The organism is Bradyrhizobium sp. CW1, assembly GCF_023100665.1.
Taxonomy (GTDB): domain Bacteria; phylum Pseudomonadota; class Alphaproteobacteria; order Rhizobiales; family Xanthobacteraceae; genus Bradyrhizobium; species Bradyrhizobium canariense_D.
In genome coordinates, this window is the sequence record NZ_CP064684.1 from 3,793,887 (window position 1) to 3,812,130 (window position 18,244).

The following is an 18,244-nucleotide window of genomic DNA, read 5'->3' on the forward strand; positions in this document are numbered from 1 at the left end:
TTGCGGAAACATGGGGTCGAAGCTCGTCACGTATGACGGTCGATGATCTGAAGGAGCCGATCGCAGGACGCCTCGATCCTCTTGTGGGGAGATGTGGCGACGCCCAGCAACAGGCCGGATCGCGCCGAGGCCGCGGACGCATGCCATAGCGATAGGGGCGTGGGCGCCAACCCAAACGATGCTGCTTCCCTCGCGATCGCGACGTCGGAGGTTCCGTCCGGCAGTCTCAGGACCGCGGCCAATCCGGCGATCGCAACGTCCTTCGCAACGTCCTTGGCGCGTGCCTTCAAATATTTCAGCAGCGCATCGACTTGCGCGGCATAGGCCCGCTTCGTGCGTCGAAGATGCCGCAGATAGTGGCCGTCGCGGATGAATTCGGCGGTTGCGAGCTGTACGGAGGGCCCGGGCGCCGGAGCGAGGCATGCCGCTACCTCGGCAAAACGGGATGCCAGAGAGGCGGGTGCAACGACGAAGCCCAGCCGCAAGGCAGGAGTCAGGGTCTTGCTGAACGACCCGATGTGAATCACGCGCCCGAAACGATCGAGAGAGGCGAGCGCCGGTGTGGCCCGCCCTCTCAGCTGAAGCTCGCTCAGATAGTCGTCCTCGATCACCCATACCCCTTCCTGGGCTGCCCAGTCGAGAAGACATGAACGTCTTGCCAGCGACAAGGTGGAGCCAAGCGGTGCCTGCTGTCCCGGCGTCACGACCACCAACGCAGCATCAGGAGCGTGTTTCAGGCCGTAACGGACGTCAATGCCGTCTACATCAACCGGGATCGGCCTGATGGACAACCTTGCAAGCTCAAGGCCGTGTCTTGTGAAGGGGAAGCCCGGGTCCTCCATCCAGACCTTCTTCTGCTCGAGGCCGAGAACCCGCAGTGCCAGTCCGAGGCCGCTGCTGAAGCCGCCGGTGATGATGATCTGCGACGGTGCACATTCGATACCCCGCGCCAGCGCGAGATATGCCGCAATGTCGCGCCTCAATTCCAGCTCGCCGCGGGGATCCCGATAAATGGCCGGTGCGCTGGTTTCCGCGCGCACCGCCCGCGTGCGCATCCTCGAGAAGAGCTTGGCGGGAAAGGTCTCGTGAGCGGGCACACCCATTTGGAAAACGGCCGGTCCCGCAGTGAGCTCCTGGTACATCTCCATGAACGAGCCGGGGTGGGGAGCGGCTTCCTGCCGAGGGGTAAAGGCGGGTCGATCCGCAACACGCGTTCCGGTCGCGCGCGACGCGACGATCAGTTGCGCAGAGGAAAGTTTTTCGTAGGCCGATCGCACGGTGCCGCGCGCCACGCCCAGCTGAGCCGCCAAATCCTGCCATGAGGGCAGACGAGCTCCCGGAGCCAGCACGCCGCTCTCGATGGCAGCTCCGATACCTCTGCGGATTTGTTCCGCCAATGGCGTCTTCGCAGATCGATCGAGCTCCAGCTGCAGCGGTTTGACCATGCCCCCGTGGTACACGATTTTCGTCCATTCTTGGTGCTTTTTTGTAGACCATGGCGGGGCCATTTATCGGGCAGGGAAGTACATGGCGGAAGTACATGGCGACAGCCGCCGAACAGAACCGATCATGGAGTATGAAAATGGCTAAGCGTCTCGACTACGACCGCATTGCACCCGCAGGCATGAAAGCGCTCGGCGGCGTTTACGGCTATGTCATGCAGAGCAATCTTCCTGCAACGCTCGTCACTCTGGTTTATCTGCGCATTTCGCAGATCAACAATTGCGCCTACTGCCTCGACATGCACACGCGCGATCTGCTGAAGAGCGGACAGAAGATCGAAAAGATCGCGCTGGTGCAGGCCTGGGCGGAAGGCGGTCATCTCTTCGACGAGCGGGAGCGTGCCGCCCTCGCATGGGCTGAAACGGTGACCCGTGTGGCCGAAACCGGCATCCCGGATCAAGCTTACGAGGCTGCCCGCGCCGTCTTCGAGGAGCGCGAGCTCGTCGATCTCACCATCGCGATCGGCCTGATGAATGCGTACAATCGCATGGCAATCAGCTTCCGAAATACGCCACAGGCCGCGAAAGAGATGGCAGCCTGACCCCGGTGCCAGACGGCAAGAGGGTAAACACATGCCATCGACTGCGACGGCATGTCCTGAGATATCGGCGATTCAAGGCAGGAGCTTGAAATGACCATCGCAATTTCCGGCGTGAAGATTCCCGACAGCAAGATCACACGGGAGGCCGCCGAGCTGGTGCGCCAGTACGAAAACGACATGTTGTTCAACCACTCGGTCCGCGTCTTTGTGTTCGGCGCGATCAAGGGACATCGGCAAAATCTGAAATTCGATTCCGAGCTGCTCTACATCGCGGCGCTGTTCCACGATCTCGGGCTTGTCGACCATTACCATACACAGACCAAGCGATTTGAAGTTGAGGGCGCCGATGCCGCCCGCGAATTTCTGAGGGGGCACGGCATCGACGAGCCAAAAGCCGATCTGGTTTGGGAGGCGATCGCGTTACATACGACGCCCGGAATTCCACAATACATGCGGCCGGAAATCGCTCTCACGAATGCGGGTGTGTTGGTCGACGTCGTGGGGATTGGCTATGACGAGTACTCGCCAGAGCAGCGCGACCAGGTGACCACCGCATTTCCGCGCGGTGATTTCAAGAACGAATTCCTTCAGGTACAAATCTGCTCGGCCTTGAAGAAGCCGCAGACCACGTTCGGGACTGTCAATTTCGATTACATCGAAGATCACGACCCCACATTTCACAAGCCGAACGCATGCACGCGCATCCGCAACACTCCCTGGCGGAGCTGACCTTCGGCGCGATGTTCGAGTTTCGCCACGTTGACTCATGGCGACGGTGCGGCCGGGGGCGTTACGCTGGCGTTCGGCTGCTGAATGGCCGGCCACGGGCTCTTCGGAGCCGGCGTCGCCGCCGCGCATGACGCCGCAAGCTGCGGCCACACTGACGTCAGGCCCGTCAAGTCGATGTCGAATTTCGTGATGTCCGCCTTGTCGTCGGGTAACAGCGTGGTTTCGCGGACATGGAGGGAGCGGGACGCCAGTATCGCTTTGAGCATGTCCGGATCAATGCTGCCGCGCCAGACTTCGTATTTTCCGGCCCGCAACACAGACCCTCCGGCCGCGTTGTCCGGAGCGGCGTCCGCCGTCACCAGGATGGTGGTCTTGCCGATGGCCGTCTCGTCGATCTCGCGCGCGAATGTCAACGGCACGCGCTTTCCGCTTTCGCAGGACAGACGCCATTCCATAGGCCGGAACGACGCGCCGTTCTCCTTCAGCATCGCGATCTTGCGGACGAAGGGGCGCGCTTCCTTTTCCAGTTTCCACGCCGTTTCGGCAAGCGAACGCGTGTCGATGCCGAAACGATAGAGCTCGGCGCGCGTCAGCAGGTGCAGGTTTTCGAACTTCACCGTCCGGATCAGATCGTCTAGCTCGCGGCTGATTCCCATCGCCGCGATGAACGCAGCGCGATCGCGATCGGCCCTGGCCATCCGGCGCTGCCTGTATTCCGCGACCGCCGCCGGAGGCGGATGCCCGTGAAAGGCAAGGACCAGCCTGGAATTATGGACCGCCAGCGCGGCGTCGGGGGCGACCTCGCGCGATGTCGCTCCGAGAAACAGGTAGCCGCAGGCCGAGTTGCACATCGCATGGTAAGTGGTGAGTTCGGCTTCCACCTCGCCGCCGGTATTTTTTATTTTCAGGCACGCGGCGTCCACCTGCGTGCCCGCGGCGCACGCCGTCGCGATGGTCCGGCCAACCCGACCGATCGCCTTGCGGCTGCGCAACAACCGCCCGATGACATAGGACTGCTCCACGTTTCCGCCCGGTGAATAGAGGTAGATCGGACGCTGCGTGTCCTTGACGCCGGCAAGGAAGCGGCGAATGCGCGGCGCAGCGTCCTGGTCGATATCGCCCTCGATGGCGATCCAGCGGTCGCAGCCCGGTCCGCAGGCGTCTGGTGGTCCCTTGGCAAGATAGATCGTCAGCCTGGATGCAAATCCAGTCTTCTCGGCCGGCGTCCCTTCGGCGTGCAATGCGCCAGGAAGCATCAGCGAGGCCAGGACAAGCAGACTACGGGCGAGCATGAAACGACGGGGACCACCCGCAGTGAAAAGCAGAGATCGATGTTACACGATGATCCGCGCAGCCACAACTTGCGGTGGCGCATCCGCACGGGTCTGTCCGCGACGGCTGGATTGGCAATCTGGGGGCGATGTGGGAGCAGGCAGAACAGCATCTCCCAAGGGGACGGTGACGACAGGAACCTAAATGCCATCATGCGGTTATCGCGCAGACAATTTGCGCGACCCGGCTGCATCACTCAGAAAGTCAGGCGGGCTACCTGTGGTCGAAGCGAACAGCAGCGGGACGATCAAGCAGTAGCTCCTCGTGGAGCTAGGAACGTGGCAGGGGAAGACCAATGACGACAGCGACCGGGATCCGCTCGGCCGATCGCAATTCCGTCTTAGCCACACTCGGCGACTTCATCCGAGAGATCAGCAATCCCGACGATCTCGCCTATGCTGCGGCGGAACTGCTCGGCCGCAGCCTGAACGTCAGCCGGGCGGGCTATGGCACGGTCGACACCTCAGCCGAGACCATCACCATTGTCCGCGACTGGAACGCACCGGGCATCCTGAGCCTCGCAGGCGTGCTGCGCTTCCGCGACTATGGCAGCTACATCGAAGATCTCAAGCGGGGCGAGACCGTCATCTGTGCCGATGCTGAAAAAGACCCTCGCGTCGGCGATCGTGCCGAGGCTCTCGAGGCGATCTCTGCGCGTGCGCTCGTCAACATGCCGATCTCGGAGGCCGATGGGGTCGTGGCGCTGCTGTATTTGAACAATGCCGGGCCGCGCGAATGGAGCCCCGAAGAGCTGGAGCTCATTCGCGATGTTGCCGAGCGTACGCGCACGGCCGTTGAGCGTCGCCGTGCTGAGACGGCCGTGCGGGAGAACGAAGCCCGGCTGCTTTTCCTGGACGCACTCAACAAGGAGACGGCCAGGACCCGCGATGCCGACGGCGTGATGGCGGTGACGACCAGGATGCTTGGCGAGCATCTCGAGGTATCGAGCTGTGCCTATGCCGATATGGATCCCGACCAGGACGGCTTCACCATACGCGGGGATTGGGCGGCGCCGGGCGCGGTGCATATCCTTGGTCACTACAGCCTGGCTGACTTCGGGAAGAAGGCGGTGCGAGAGCTCGGCGCCGGCAGGCCCCTGATCATCAATGACAATTTGAAGGAGCTTGCGCCTGAGGAAGCCGCCACTTTCCAGAACATCGGGATCGGTTCGACGATTTGCATGCCCTTGGTCAAAGAAGGGCAACTCACCGCCTTGATGGCGATCCATCACCGGGGCCCGCACCAGTGGACGCCGCGCGAACTCGCCTTGCTCACCGAAGTGACCGAACGGTCGTGGGCCCACATCGAGCGCGTCCGATCGGAACAGGCGGCGCGGGAGGCCGCCGAACGACTGACGCTTGCAAACAAGGCGGCTGGTATCGGCACCTGGGACTACGACCCGGTCAACAACGTTCTTCGATGGGATAGCCGCTGCAAGGAGGTGTTCGGTTTATCGCCGGACGCCGAAGTCAGCTATGAAGGGTCGTTCCTGAAGGGCCTTCATCCCGAAGACAGGCAGCGCGCCCACGAGGCCGTCTCCGCGGCGCTGACGCCGCACGCGCCGGCAAACTACAACATGGAATACCGGACCATTGGCATCGAGGATGGGGTCGAACGCTGGATCGCCGCGACCGGTCAAGCCATCTTTGCCAACGGCCAAGCTGTTCGGTTCATCGGAACGGTTCTGGATATCACCGCGCAAAAGAAAACCGAGCGTCATCTCAGAATACTCAATGATACCGGGGCCTCGGTCTCTCGCGAACGCGACCTCGACAAGATCGTCCAGATCGTGACGGATGCCGGCGTCGGACTCACCGGTGCTCAATTCGGCGCCTTTTTCTACAACGTTCTGGCGCCGGATGGCGGCAGCTACATGCTGTATTCGCTGTCTGGTGCGCCGCGATCCGCGTTTGAAAACTTTCCGATGCCGCGTAACACAGCCGTCTTTGGCCCGACCTTCGAGGGCTCCGGCGTGGTGAGGTCCGACGATATCCTGCGGGACCCCCGCTATGGCAAGAACGCGCCGCGGAAAGGCATGCCCGAGGGCCATCTTCCGGTCCGATCCTACCTGGCGGTCCCTGTGATCTCGCGCACCGGCGAAGTTTTCGGCGGACTATTCTTCGGTCACGCCGAGACGGGTAAATTCCAAGCCGAGCAGGAGTCCGCGTTGCTTGGTGTTGCGGGCCATGCCGCCACCGCTATCGACAACGCCCAGCTCTTGACCCGGCTCGAGGCGCTCAACGCCGGATTGGAGCAACGTGTTGCCGACGAAATTGCCGAGCGCATGAAGGCCGAAGAGCAATTGCGGCAATCCCAGAAGATGGAAGCCGTCGGGCAGTTGACCGGCGGCATTGCCCACGACTTCAACAATATGCTGGCCGTGATTCTCGGCAGCCTGAATCTTGCCAAGCGGCGGCTCGGCAGGGGAGAGGTCAGCATAGACCGCTTCATCGAGGGCGCCATCGACGGTGCAAATCGCGCAGCCACGTTGACGCAGAGGCTGCTCGCGTTCTCGCGCCAACAGCCGCTCGCGCCTGAGGTCGTGGACATCAACAAGATGGTCGGCGGGATGAGCGAGTTGCTCGAGCGCTCGCTGGGCGAGCTGATCCGCCTCGAGACGGTGTTGGCGGCTGGCCTCTGGCGGGTCAAGGCAGACCCGGCCCAGCTGGAAAGCGCGATGATCAACCTCGCGGTCAATGCGCGCGATGCCATGCCGAAGGGCGGCAGGCTGACAGTAGAAACCAGCAACGTCTCGATAGACCGAAAATATGCTCGCGAGTATGCACTCGCACCCGGGCAGTACGTTCTCGTGGCCGTGACGGACAACGGCACGGGAATTCCGGCCGACGTGCTGGGCAAGGTGTTCGATCCGTTTTTCACGACCAAGGTCGTGGGCAGGGGCACCGGTCTCGGCCTCAGTCAGGTCTACGGTTTCGTGCGGCAGTCGGGCGGCCATGTCAAAATTTACTCGGAAGTCGATGTTGGCACGACCGTGAAGATCTACCTTCCACGCTTCGCCGGCGAGGAGGCGGGCTCAGCTCTGTCACAGGAAGAAATACCCGCCGGTGCAAGCCATCAGAACGAAACCATTCTCGTCGTGGAAGACGACGAGCGCGTCCGCAACATTTCGTCCGAAAGCCTGCGCGAACTTGGCTACAACGTCATCGAGGCAGCCAGCGCCAAAGAGGCGATCAGGACGATCGAAAATGGTTTCGTTCCAGATCTGCTGTTCACGGATGTCGTCATGCCCGACATGACCGGCGCCGAGCTGGCGGCCGAGCTGTCGAAACGATACCCGGCGCTGAAAGTGCTGTTCACCACCGGCTACACGCGCAATGCAATCGTTCACAATGGCGTGCTCGATGCCGGCAAGCATCTGCTTCCCAAGCCCTTCGCTATCGAAGACCTGGCTGCCAAAGTCCGCACCTTGCTCGACGAGATCTGAACGCGTTTTGGAAACGATCTCTTCCGTTTGCAAGCTGCCTTCACAAGGGCTATGTCCCGGCTTTCGGAAGAGCATGACATGACAATCTCGGATGACAACGACCTCGCGCGCCTGAAGGAGATCGGGCGCATTGTCGCCAATACCCTGGAGGCAATGGGAAAGGCGCTCGAGCCGGGCATGTCCACCTCCGAGCTCGACCAGATCGGGCGAACGCTGCTGGAGGCCGCCGGTGCACGTTCGGCTCCGGAGCTGGCCTACGACTTTCCGGGCGCAACCTGCATCAGCGTGAACGAGGAGATCGCTCATGGCATCCCCGGCGATCGGCGGATCGCGCGCGGGGACCTCGTGAACATCGACGTGTCAGCCGAGAAGAACGGCTTCTTTGCGGATGCGGGAGCCTCATTCGCCGTTCCACCCGCAACCCGCGCGGTCGAACGTCTTTGCAGGGACGGCCGGCGGGCGATGTGGACGGGCCTGCAGCAGGTCGGAGCCGGCAAACCGATTGCCGGTATCGGTCAGGCCATCGGGACCTTTGCGCGGAAGAACGGTTACAGCCTGGTCAGGAACCTTGCCAGTCACGGCGTCGGCCTGTCGCTCCACGAGGAGCCGACGGAGATCGCAACGTGGCCCGACCGCTCCGAACGCCGCATCATGAGCGAAGGCCTCGTGTTCACCGTCGAGCCGTTCCTGTCCCTTGGCGCGGAATGGGCAGAGGATGGCGATGATCCATGGACGCTCTACAGCAGCCCCGAGGCGCCGACCGTTCAATACGAGCACACCGTGATCGCTACGCGAAGCGGACCGTTGATCGTTACGATGGCTGGTTAAGGAGGCGTCCTCAAGCCACCGGATCTCGGGCAGCATCCGAACGGGTTCGATCATCCAGAGCCAGCGGCGGCGCCGGTCTCGCCGACCAGATTGCCGAGCGTGGCGTCGGAAGCTCAACGCAAGGCGGGCCGCATATCAAAGTCCCGATTTAATTGACGCGCCGCGAGTGGCGAGGGGGCTTCTTCTGCGCAAAATACGGGTTCGCCACGCACGTCGCTGACCGACCGAGGGCTAAAAATCTGCACTGCTCGAGAGAGGTGTAGCGGCAATCGAAATAGCCGACGGGACCGTAGATCTGCATGCAGACCGGATAGCTCGGATCGTAGGTCTGCGCGTGCGCAGGCGCGCCGGCGAGCAGCAGGCCGATCGCGAGGAGCGCGAAGCGAGCGCGACGCATCTCAGCGCGGCAAATAGTAACCGGGCGAATAACCCGGCACCTGCGCGCGCGGCCTGTTCTGATACGCGTAGGGATCGTCGCTCTGGCCTGCGAAATACGGGTTCGCGATGCAGGTGAGGGCGCGGCCCGACGAACTCGCCTGGCACTGCGCGTAAGTGTCGAACGTGCAATTGCTCAGCCCCGGCCATTCATCGCCGGTGAGGCAGAAGGCATGGTGGGTCCCGAACGCGCGCGCAGGCACGCTTGCGCTAAGCGTGAAACCAAATGTGGCGAGGACGAGCGAAAATGTGGCGACAATGGGGAGAGCAATTCGTCTGCGCATTCGATTCTCCAATCACGCGAACGTGCGCGCGACGTTGTTACGCGCGCATGCTGCGTATGTCGTGTAGTCGACAATGGAACTCATGAAAACTCTTGTTTCAAAGGGTTTCCCGCGCGCGCTGGTAAATCTTCATTAATGAAGCGCGATCCTTTGGCGCGAACTGTGGCGTCGAGGTTACAGCAATTCTGTCGAGCGCTGCTATGACGACGCTACGGCCCGGGGGCCTAACGACGAAACTGGAACGGGAATCAAATGAACAAGAATCTGTTGCTTGCTGCTGTGAGCCTTGTCGCGCTCGGCGCGACCGCACCGGCGGTGGCTGCTGACCTCGCTGCGCGGCCTTACACCAAGGCGCCGGCGATGGTCGCCGCGATCTACGACTGGAGCGGCTTCTACATCGGCGTCAACGGCGGCGGCGGTTCCGCCCATTCGACTTGGGATCTCGTCGGCGGTGGCCGCGAGGGTTCGCACGATGCGACCGGCGGCACGGTCGGCGGCCAGATCGGCTACCGCATGCAGTCGGGCCAGTGGGTATTCGGTATCGAAGGTCAGGGCAACTGGGCTGACTTCTCGGGCGACAACGTCAGCGCGCTGTTCGCGACGCGCAACCGCTCCAAGATCGACTCGTTCGGTCTGATCACCGGTCAGATCGGCTACGCCTGGAACAACGTCCTCCTTTACGCCAAGGGCGGTGCGGCTGTCGCCGGCAGCAAGTATGAAGTCTCGACCCCTGGCGGCGCGCTGCTGTCCTCGAACGATCAGACCCGTTGGGGTGGCACGATCGGTGCCGGCCTCGAGTACGGTTTCGCCCCGAACTGGTCGGTTGGCGTCGAGTACAACCACATCTTCCTGCAGGACAAGAACGTCACGTTCGCAGGCCTGGTTGGCACCGATCGCATCCGCCAGGACGTCGACATGGGCCTCGTTCGCTTGAACTACAAGTTCGGCGGCCCGAGCCTCGGCCGTTACTGAGTAAAAGACTGCTATCGATCGCTCGACTTCGAGCGGTTGGCGAAAGCCCCGGCCATCGGCCGGGGCTTTTTTGTTGCTTAAATTCAGCGGGTTAACCATTCTGTTTGGAGATGGTCGAGATGGCTTGACTCCTGAGAACGAAATGAGAACAATGTTCTTCATACGTTCTCACCATGGAGTAAGCCATGTTCAGGATTTTCGTTGAAGAGGCCGCCGCGTTGGCGTCGATCGCGCTGTTTGTCGGGATGATTGCGATCTGGGCCCAGGTGCTCCCGCAGCTCTAGGCGCGGGCCTAGGTTGGGGAAAAGCAGGACGACGCGGCCGATCGGCCGCTCCGGCGTGGACTCTGGCACCATGACGCCCCACCATTATGAGGCGAGTCGGCCGGGCGAGTGCAGGATGCCTCCGGTGCCGGTGACCGCTCCATCTCATCTGCAAGAGGCCGTCACGCGACCATGCCGAGCGCCGGATTTGTCCACCTTCACGTTCACTCGGCCTATTCGCTGCTCAAGGGCTCGATCAAGATCGCCAAGCTCGCCGAGCTAGCGAAGAAAGACCATCAGCCGGCGCTGGCGTTGACCGACACCGACAACATGTTCGGTGCGCTGGAGTTCTCCGACAAGATGGCGGGCTCCGGTATCCAGCCGATCGTGGGCTGCGAGATCGCGATCGAGTTCGGCGACCAGGATCCCAATGCGCGCAACGTGCTGCTGCCCTCGCGCGTGGTGCTGCTGGCCGCGCAGGAGCGCGGCTATCGCAGCCTGATGCGGCTGAACTCGCGCGCGTTCCTGGAGACGCCCGACACTCATGCTCCCCACATCAAGTTCGACTGGCTCGAAGGCGAGACCGAAGGTCTGATCGCGCTGACGGGCGGTCCGGACGGACCGATCTCGCTGGCGCTTGCCGGCGGTTATACCGAGCTCGCGGCGGCGCGCTGCGAGCGTCTGGCCAGCCTGTTCGGAGACCGTCTCTACATCGAATTGCAGCGCCACAACATCGAGAAGGAGCGGCGGGTCGAAAGCAGCCTGATTGACATCGCCTACACCAAGGGCCTGCCGCTGGTCGCGACCAACGAGCCGTATTTCGCCACGACCGACGATTATGAAGCCCATGACGCGCTGCTCTGCATCGCCGGCGGGCGGCTGATCGCGGAGACCGAGCGCGAGCAGCTCACGCCCGATCACCGCTTCAAGACCCGCGCCGAGATGGCGGTGCTGTTCGCCGACATTCCGGAGGCGCTGGCCTCGACGGTGGAGATCGCCGAGCGCTGCTCGTTCCGGCCGATGACGCGCAAGCCGATCCTGCCGTTCTTCACGGTCGGCGCTGCCGCAAGCTCCGATGCCGCCGCAGTCGAGGCGGCCGAATTGAAGCGGCAGGCGGAGGAGGGGCTCGCCAACCGCCTGCGCGTGCACGGCCTCTCGCAAGGCACGACGGAAGAAGATTACAACGCGCGGCTTGCGTTCGAGCTCGACGTCATCATGCGCATGAAATACGCGGGCTACTTTCTGATCGTCTCCGACTTCATCAAATGGGCAAAGGGCCAGGGCATCCCGGTCGGGCCGGGCCGCGGCTCCGGCGCAGGCTCGCTGGTGGCGTGGGCGCTGACTATCACCGACCTCGACCCGATCAAGTTCGGCCTGCTGTTCGAGCGCTTCCTCAATCCGGAACGCGTCTCGATGCCGGACTTCGACATCGACTTCTGCCAGGATCGCCGCGGCGAGGTGATCAGGTACGTCCAGGAGCGCTACGGTCGCGACCAGGTCGCGCAGATCATCACCTTCGGGACGCTGCAGGCGCGCGGCGTGCTGCGCGACGTCGGCCGCGTGCTGCAGATGCCCTATGGCCAGGTCGACAAGCTCACAAAACTCGTGCCGCAGAATCCGGCCACGCCGGTGACGCTGGCCGCCGCGATCGAGAGCGAGCCAAAACTCCAGGCGTTCCGCGACGAGGATCCGGTGGTGGCGCGCGCGTTCGACATCGCGCAGCGCCTCGAAGGCCTGACCCGTCACGCCTCGACGCATGCGGCCGGCATCGTGATCGGCGATCGCCCGCTGAGCGAACTCGTGCCGATGTATCGCGATCCCAAATCCGACATGCCGGTGACCCAGTTCAACATGAAATGGGTCGAGCCCGCGGGCCTCGTGAAGTTCGACTTCCTCGGCCTGAAAACGCTGACCGTACTCGACGTCGCGTGCAAACTGCTCAAGCCGCGCAACATCCACGTCGATCTCGCGACGCTGCCGATCGACGATGCCGAAAGCTACCAGATGCTGGCGCGCGGCGAGGTGGTCGGCGTGTTCCAGGTTGAAAGCCAGGGCATGCGGCGCGCGCTGGTCGACATGCGCCCCGACCGTTTCGAGGACATCATCGCGCTGGTCGCGCTCTATCGACCGGGTCCGATGGCGAACATCCCGACCTATTGCGCGCGCAAGCACGGCGACGAGGAGCCGGAATATCTCCACCCCGTGCTGGAGCCGATTCTCAAGGAGACCTTCGGCGTCATCATCTACCAGGAACAGGTGATGCAGATCGCGCAGGTGATGTCGGGCTATTCGCTCGGCGACGCCGACCTGCTGCGCCGCGCCATGGGCAAGAAGATCCGCGCCGAGATGGAGAAGCAGCGCGAGATCTTCGTCGCAGGCGCAGTGAAGAACGGCGTGCCGAAGGGGCAGGCCGATACCATCTTCGAGCTGCTGGCGAAATTCGCCGACTACGGCTTCAACAAGAGCCACGCGGCGGCCTATGCGCTTGTGTCCTACCACACCGCCTACATGAAGGCGCATTACCCGGTGGAGTTCATCGCCGCGTCGATGACGCTTGATCTCAACAATACCGACAAGCTGTCCGAATTCCGCGCCGAGGCGCAGCGCCTCGGCATCAAGGTCGAACCGCCCAACGTCAACCGTTCCGGCGCGACTTTCGAAGTCGGCGACAAGACCATCTACTACGCGCTCGCGGCGTTGAAGGGCGTCGGTATTGCGGCCGTCGAGCAGATCATCGCGGAGCGGACCAAAAACGGCTTGTTCACCTCGCTCGCCGACTTTGCCGCGCGGGTGTCGCCGCGCGCGATCAACAAGCGCATCATCGAAAGCCTCGCCGCGGCGGGCGCCTTCGACACGCTGGAGCCGAACAGGGCGCGGGTCTTCGCCGGCGCCGACTCGATTCTCGCCGCATGCCAGCGGGCGAACGAAGCTGCAACCGTCGGCCAGAACGACATGTTCGGCAGCTCGGCCGACGCGCCGACCATCATGCTGCCGCAGATCGAGCCCTGGTTGCCGGCCGAGCGGCTGCGCCGCGAATATGACGCGATCGGCTTCTTCCTGTCGGGACATCCGCTCGACGATTACGCCACCGTGCTGAAGCGGCTGCGCGTGCAGTCCTGGGCCGAGTTCTCCCGCGCGGTGAAGACCGGCGCCACCGCCGGCAAGGTCGCGGCCACCGTGGTGTCGCGCATGGAGCGGCGGACCAAGACCGGCAACAAGATGGGCATCATGGGGCTCTCTGATCCCACGGGTCACTTTGAGGCGGTGCTGTTCTCCGAAGGCCTCGCGCAATATCGCGACGTCCTGGAACCGGGCGCCGCGGTGCTGCTCCAGCTCGGCGCCGAGCTCCAGGGCGAGGACGTCCGCGCGCGCGTGCTGCACGCCGAGCCGCTGGACGAGGCCGCGGCCAAGACGCAGAAGGGCCTGCGCATCTTCGTGCGCGACACCAAGCCGCTGGAATCGATCGCCAAGCGTCTCGCCGGCCCCGACATGGCGAACGGCGCCGCGCCGAAGGTCGGCAGTCCGGGCATCGCGCCCCGCTCCAACGGCGACGGCGAGGTCTCGCTGGTCATGATGCTCGACCTCGAAACCGAGGTCGAGATGAAGCTGCCCGGCCGCTTCAAGGTCTCGCCGCAGATCGCCGGCGCCATCAAGGCGGTCGCCGGTGTGGTGGACGTGCAGCAGCTCTAGCAACGCGCACGGTGTTGCAGGCGGCTGCATGTCTTGCGCGGGACATGCGGCGGCCCTGTTGCAACCTTTCGCTGTTTTCGGTTAGCATGCACTCGGGGAAAATCTGAGGGCGTGATGCTATTGCGTGGGCTGGTATTGCTCGTGGCTGCGGCACTGCTGTGCGGCTGTGAGACGGCGAGGAGCGGGCTCGGATATTCGGAGACGGTACGAAAGCTGGGTCCGCCGAAAGCCGGGCAGGCCCGTGTCGTCGTGTTTCGCGAGAAAGGCTTCGGCGGCATCGGCGATCCGGACTGGGAATTTTCCCTCGACGGTACGCCGATCAAGGGCCTGAAGACCGGGACATATGTCTATGTCGATCGCCCGGCAGGCCAGCACCAGTTCGTAGCAGAGGAGGCGGCGCTCGGCGTCACGCGCGTGGACTTTTCGGCTCAGTCCGGCCAGACCGTGTTCTTCGTAGCGCGCTCAGTCAGCGCAAGAGCGCCATGATCGCGAATGCGAGCACGGGGGTGCTGGGCTGGGGTCTCACCCTTGCGATGACGTCCGGCTATAAAAATCAGGGGCCGCTGGATTTCCTGCCCTTGGATGAATCGGCCGCCAGGACGACGATCGCAGAGCTTCGGTTGGCAGAATAGCCTCCGCGCGAAATTCGAGCTCCGCCCGCACCGTCATTTGTGGTGTCGTCACAGCGTTGCGGCTATGATCGCCGTGAGGCCGTTCGTCCATCGCGCCGGGAGGGAACGTGACATGTGCGACAAGTGCAATGAATCCCCACATGAGAGGATCGCGCCGTCGCGACGATCCGCGATGTTGTTGGGTGCCTCGGCGCTCGGCCTCGCCCTGACCGGCAGAGCCTTCGCCAAAGAGACCAAGGCGCCGCCCAAGCCGCAGAACGTGCTGTCGCCCGACGCATCATTGAAGCGCCTGACGGAAGGCAATGCCCGCTATGTCGAAGGCGTGTCGCGGCGGCACGATTTCAAGCACGAGCGCGAGGCGTTGGTCGGCGGACAGAATCCGTTCGCGGCCGTACTGAGCTGTGCCGATTCGCGCATCGCGCCGGAATATGCCTTCGACACTGGCCGCGGCGATCTGTTCGTTTGCCGCGTCGCCGGAAATTTTGCCGGCACCGAAACCATCGCCAGCATGGAATACGCGGTGGCCGTGCTGAATGCGCCGCTGATCCTCGTGCTCGGCCATGACGCTTGCGGCGCGGTCGATGCGACGCTGAAGGCGATCAAGGACAACAAGCCGCCGCCGGGCCATATTCCATCGCTGGTCGATGCGATCACGCCTGCAGCGAAGGCTGCGATGCAGCAGGGTGGGGACGTCCTCGACAGGGCGATCCGGCAGAACGTCATCGACAACGTCGCGAAGCTGAAGTCGGCAGCGCCGATCCTCAATGCGGCCGTGGAGCAGGGCAAGCTGAAGGTCGTCGGCGGCATCTATCGGCTCACGACGGGAACGGTCGACCTGATCGCGCAGGTCTGACGAGACGAACCGGCTCGCGCCGGTTCGTTGTCGCGAGGCTGACGCAGGCGCCCTGGCGTTGGTGCCGGGCGCCATGCCGCCGCCTCAATCCAAGCCTTCGTTATTTGGAAGCCTTTCGTTCAAGTGTCATTCAGCTCGCCACGCGTCTGATGCGTGGCGGCATCTCAACAACAAAAACGGGCAAGCAAGTCATGCGTGGGACGCTCCGAGCCTTCATTTGCCTTCTCCTGCCAATCGCGGTCCTTGCCGCGGGCGCGCCGGATCCGGCGCGTGCACAGCAGCAGGAAAAGCGTATGGCGCTCGTGGTCGGCAACGGCGCCTATGCCAAGTCGCCGCTGGCGACGACGGCAAACGATGCCGGCCTGATCGCGCAGACGCTGCAGGCGGCGGGCTTCGACGTCGTCGGCGCCCGCGATCTCGACGGCGACACGCTGCGCAAGAGCTTTCGCGATTTCATCCAGAAGGCGCAGGCCTCCGGACCGGACACCGTCGCGATGGTCTACCTCGCCGGCTATGGCGTGCAACTTGCCGGTGAGAACTACTTCATCCCGGTCGATTCCAACATCACCCGCGACACCGACATTCCGACCGAAGGCCTGCGCATCGGCGACTATCTCCGCCAGCTCGCCTCCGTTCCGCTCAAGGCCAACATCGTCGTGCTCGACGCTGCGCGGGCGCAGCCCTTCGTGGAGGGCGGCCAGCAGATCGCGAGCGGACTTGCGCTGGTCGAGCCCGACGCCAACATGCTGATCGCGTTCAACGCCGCGCCCGGCACGGTGGCGCCCGAGGAGCCTGGACCTTACGGCATCTATGCGCAGTCGCTGGCGGAGATGATCCGCACCGGCGGCCTACCGCTGCCTGAGGTGTTCGACCGCGTTCGCCTGCGCGTCAACGAGGCCAGCAAGGGCGCGCAAGTGCCCTGGAACGAGCAGAAGATATCGGCGCAATTCTCGTTCTTCGAGCGCGGACCTGACGCGCCGCCGCCTGAGGCCGCACCCGACCAAGTCGCCGCGATGCGCAACAAGCCGATCCGCGATCTCGGCGTGCAGGATGCCTATGCCGCCGCGCTCACGCGCGACACGCTGCCGGCCTACGAAGAGTTTCTCTCCGCCTATCCCGGCGACCCGCTGTCGAAGCGCGTGATGGTGATCGTCGCGGCGCGCCGCGAGGCCATCACCTGGCGGCGGACCTATCGGACCGACACGCCGGAGGCCTATTGGTCGTATCTGCGTCGCTATCCGCGCGGTCCGCATGCGGCGGATGCGCGCCGGCGCTTGGCGATTCTCACCGCGCCGGCCGAGCCGCCGCCGAGCTTCGCGATGATCGACTACGACGTGCCGCCACCGCCGCCGGAGGAGGTGGTCTATGTCGAGCGTCCCGTGCTGTATTTCAGCGATCCGGATTTTGGCTTTGCGCCGCCACCGCCGCCGCCGGTCTATTATCTGCCACCGCCGCCGCCGGATTTCGTCGTGCTGTCGCCGCCGATGCCGGTGGTCGGCCTGTTCGTGCTGCCGCAGCCGATGTTCGTGCCAATTCCTGTGTTCGTCAGGCCGCCGGTCTATGTCGCACCGCCCCCGAACAACATCATCTATCAGAACATCCATAACAGGACGGTCATCAACACGGTGATCAACCAGCCGCCGGCACCGCCGGCGGGTGCGGGTGCCGGAGCGGGCAATCTCGCGCCAGCCATTGCCGGGCGCACCAATCCGGCTGGTCCCGCCATGCCGCAGGCGGTCGTGCAGCGCGCCGCCCTGATTCAGCAGGGCAAGGCGCCGATGCCGCCGAGCGCGACGATGCAGCCGACGGCGAGGCCAGGAATGCCTCCGGCCAGGCCGGCCAATGCCGCACCGACCGGTACGCCACCTACGACTCCACCTGCCAGTCCGCTTGCCACGCCACCGGCCAAGCTGCCCCAAGCCAACACCCTGCCGGTTCCCGGCACCCATGGCGGTCCACCTGTACCGCCAGCGGGAGCCGGGCCACTGCCGGGCGGCAGACCCGGGCTGCCCACGGCCACTGCTCCCGGCACACCGCCGCCGACCCATCCGGGAGGGCCTGCGGGAGCGCCGACGACTGCTGCTCCCGGCACCACGCCGCCGGGTCATCCCGGTGCGCCGACCGCCGCCGCGCCGGCGACTGCGCCCACGGCGACAAACCCGGCCGCTGTGCCCGGCCAACCGCCGAAGCCGCCGGTGGCCCAAGCCCCGCCCGGGACCGGGATCGGGCCTGGGGACCATGGCAAGTCCGCGACCCGCGAGCCGGCTGGTTCGCCGCCTGCTGCCCGCACGCCTCCTGGCGCAGTTGGACGACCGGTCACGCCGCCGCCCTCGGCGGCGCGGGAGCCGATCAGGCCGCAGCATCAGCCGACCGCAGCTCCCGCCCAGGCTGCCCGGCCGTCGGCGCCACCACCGCGGCCTCAGGCCGTGGCGCGGCCGGCGCCTCCGCCTCCGCCGCGTGTTGCGCCGCCGCCACCGCCACGGGCGGCTCCACCCGTGGCGGTTGCTCGACCGGCGCCGCCGCCAATGGCGCGGCCCGCGCCGCCGGTCGCCCGGCCGGCGCCACCTCCGCCGCCCCGGATGGCCGTCGCGCCACCGCCGCCGCCGCGCCCGGCAGCACCTCCACCGCGTCCTCCGGCTCCGCCGCCGGCGGCAAAGAAGTGCCCGCCGAACCAGCCCAGATGCTAGGCAGGGGCTAGGCCGGAGCGATCTTTACGGAAGGGGGCCTCTTGCGGGCG

14 protein-coding genes are annotated in these 18,244 nt (G+C 64.4%); 10 read left to right on the plus strand and 4 right to left on the minus strand.

Translation table 11 applies throughout. The features are described 5' to 3' along the window. Nucleotides 1-26 precede the first annotated feature (26 nt). Entirely contained in the window at nt 27-1,445 is a 1,419-nt protein-coding gene (locus IVB54_RS18615; RefSeq protein WP_247362612.1) for a PLP-dependent aminotransferase family protein, read from the minus strand. A gap of 137 nt (nt 1,446-1,582) precedes the next feature. Here IVB54_RS18615 and IVB54_RS18620 point away from each other — a divergent pair, with 137 nt between their 5' ends. Both IVB54_RS18620 and IVB54_RS18625 read left to right on the plus strand, forming a co-directional pair. Next, nucleotides 1,583-2,044, plus strand: a complete 462-nt coding sequence (locus tag IVB54_RS18620; RefSeq protein ID WP_018455053.1) for a carboxymuconolactone decarboxylase family protein — start codon at nt 1,583-1,585, stop codon at nt 2,042-2,044. A 111-nt stretch (nt 2,045-2,155) separates the two neighbouring features. Next, nucleotides 2,156-2,773, plus strand: a complete 618-nt coding sequence (locus tag IVB54_RS18625) for an HD domain-containing protein (protein WP_247777431.1) — start codon at nt 2,156-2,158, stop codon at nt 2,771-2,773. Nucleotides 2,774-2,808: 35 nt separating this feature from the next. On the opposite strand, the gene IVB54_RS18630 is transcribed toward IVB54_RS18625, so the two are convergent. After that, nucleotides 2,809-3,795, minus strand: a complete 987-nt coding sequence (locus tag IVB54_RS18630) for a hypothetical protein (RefSeq protein ID WP_245288408.1) — start codon at nt 3,793-3,795, stop codon at nt 2,809-2,811. Between the two features lie 605 nt (nt 3,796-4,400). Between IVB54_RS18630 and IVB54_RS18635 the strand changes: the two genes are divergently transcribed. Both IVB54_RS18635 and map read left to right on the plus strand, forming a co-directional pair. Continuing rightward, entirely contained in the window at nt 4,401-7,550 is a 3,150-nt protein-coding gene (locus IVB54_RS18635; protein ID WP_247777432.1) for a GAF domain-containing protein, read from the plus strand. 78 nt (nt 7,551-7,628) lie between these two features. Next, nucleotides 7,629-8,378 carry a type I methionyl aminopeptidase gene (gene map, locus IVB54_RS18640; protein ID WP_026232866.1) on the plus strand — a complete coding sequence of 250 codons (750 nt, stop codon included), beginning with the start codon at nt 7,629-7,631 and terminating at the stop codon, nt 8,376-8,378. Between the two features lie 148 nt (nt 8,379-8,526). Here map and IVB54_RS18645 read toward each other — a convergent pair whose 3' ends face one another. Both IVB54_RS18645 and IVB54_RS18650 read right to left on the minus strand, forming a co-directional pair. After that, a complete protein-coding gene (locus tag IVB54_RS18645; protein ID WP_018455048.1) occupies nt 8,527-8,775 on the minus strand; it encodes a DUF3551 domain-containing protein in 249 nt (82 codons plus the stop codon). A gap of 1 nt (nt 8,776) precedes the next feature. Continuing rightward, entirely contained in the window at nt 8,777-9,097 is a 321-nt protein-coding gene (locus tag IVB54_RS18650; RefSeq protein WP_247777433.1) for a DUF3551 domain-containing protein, read from the minus strand. Between the two features lie 252 nt (nt 9,098-9,349). Here IVB54_RS18650 and IVB54_RS18655 point away from each other — a divergent pair, with 252 nt between their 5' ends. The 6 genes from IVB54_RS18655 (at nt 9,350) to IVB54_RS18680 (ending at nt 18,194) form a co-directional block, all read left to right on the plus strand. Then, nucleotides 9,350-10,069 (plus strand): outer membrane beta-barrel protein, encoded by a 720-nt coding sequence (locus tag IVB54_RS18655; RefSeq protein WP_018455046.1) that lies wholly within the window; start codon nt 9,350-9,352, stop codon nt 10,067-10,069. 455 nt (nt 10,070-10,524) lie between these two features. Further along, the gene (dnaE, locus tag IVB54_RS18660) at nt 10,525-14,022 is read left to right on the plus strand and encodes a DNA polymerase III subunit alpha (RefSeq protein WP_018455045.1); all 3,498 of its coding nucleotides are present in this window, start codon (nt 10,525-10,527) and stop codon (nt 14,020-14,022) included. A 114-nt stretch (nt 14,023-14,136) separates the two neighbouring features. Beyond that, complete coding sequence (locus tag IVB54_RS18665) at nt 14,137-14,508, plus strand: DUF2846 domain-containing protein (protein ID WP_247777434.1); 372 nt, start codon at nt 14,137-14,139, stop codon at nt 14,506-14,508. Further along, nucleotides 14,505-14,654, plus strand: a complete 150-nt coding sequence (locus IVB54_RS18670) for a hypothetical protein (RefSeq protein WP_247777435.1) — start codon at nt 14,505-14,507, stop codon at nt 14,652-14,654. Before IVB54_RS18665 ends, IVB54_RS18670 begins: the two co-directional genes overlap by 4 nt. Before the next feature lie 112 nt (nt 14,655-14,766). Further along, entirely contained in the window at nt 14,767-15,507 is a 741-nt protein-coding gene (locus IVB54_RS18675; protein ID WP_026232864.1) for a carbonic anhydrase, read from the plus strand. 191 nt (nt 15,508-15,698) lie between these two features. Further along, a complete protein-coding gene (locus IVB54_RS18680; protein ID WP_247777436.1) occupies nt 15,699-18,194 on the plus strand; it encodes a caspase domain-containing protein in 2,496 nt (831 codons plus the stop codon). Nucleotides 18,195-18,244 lie beyond the last annotated feature (50 nt).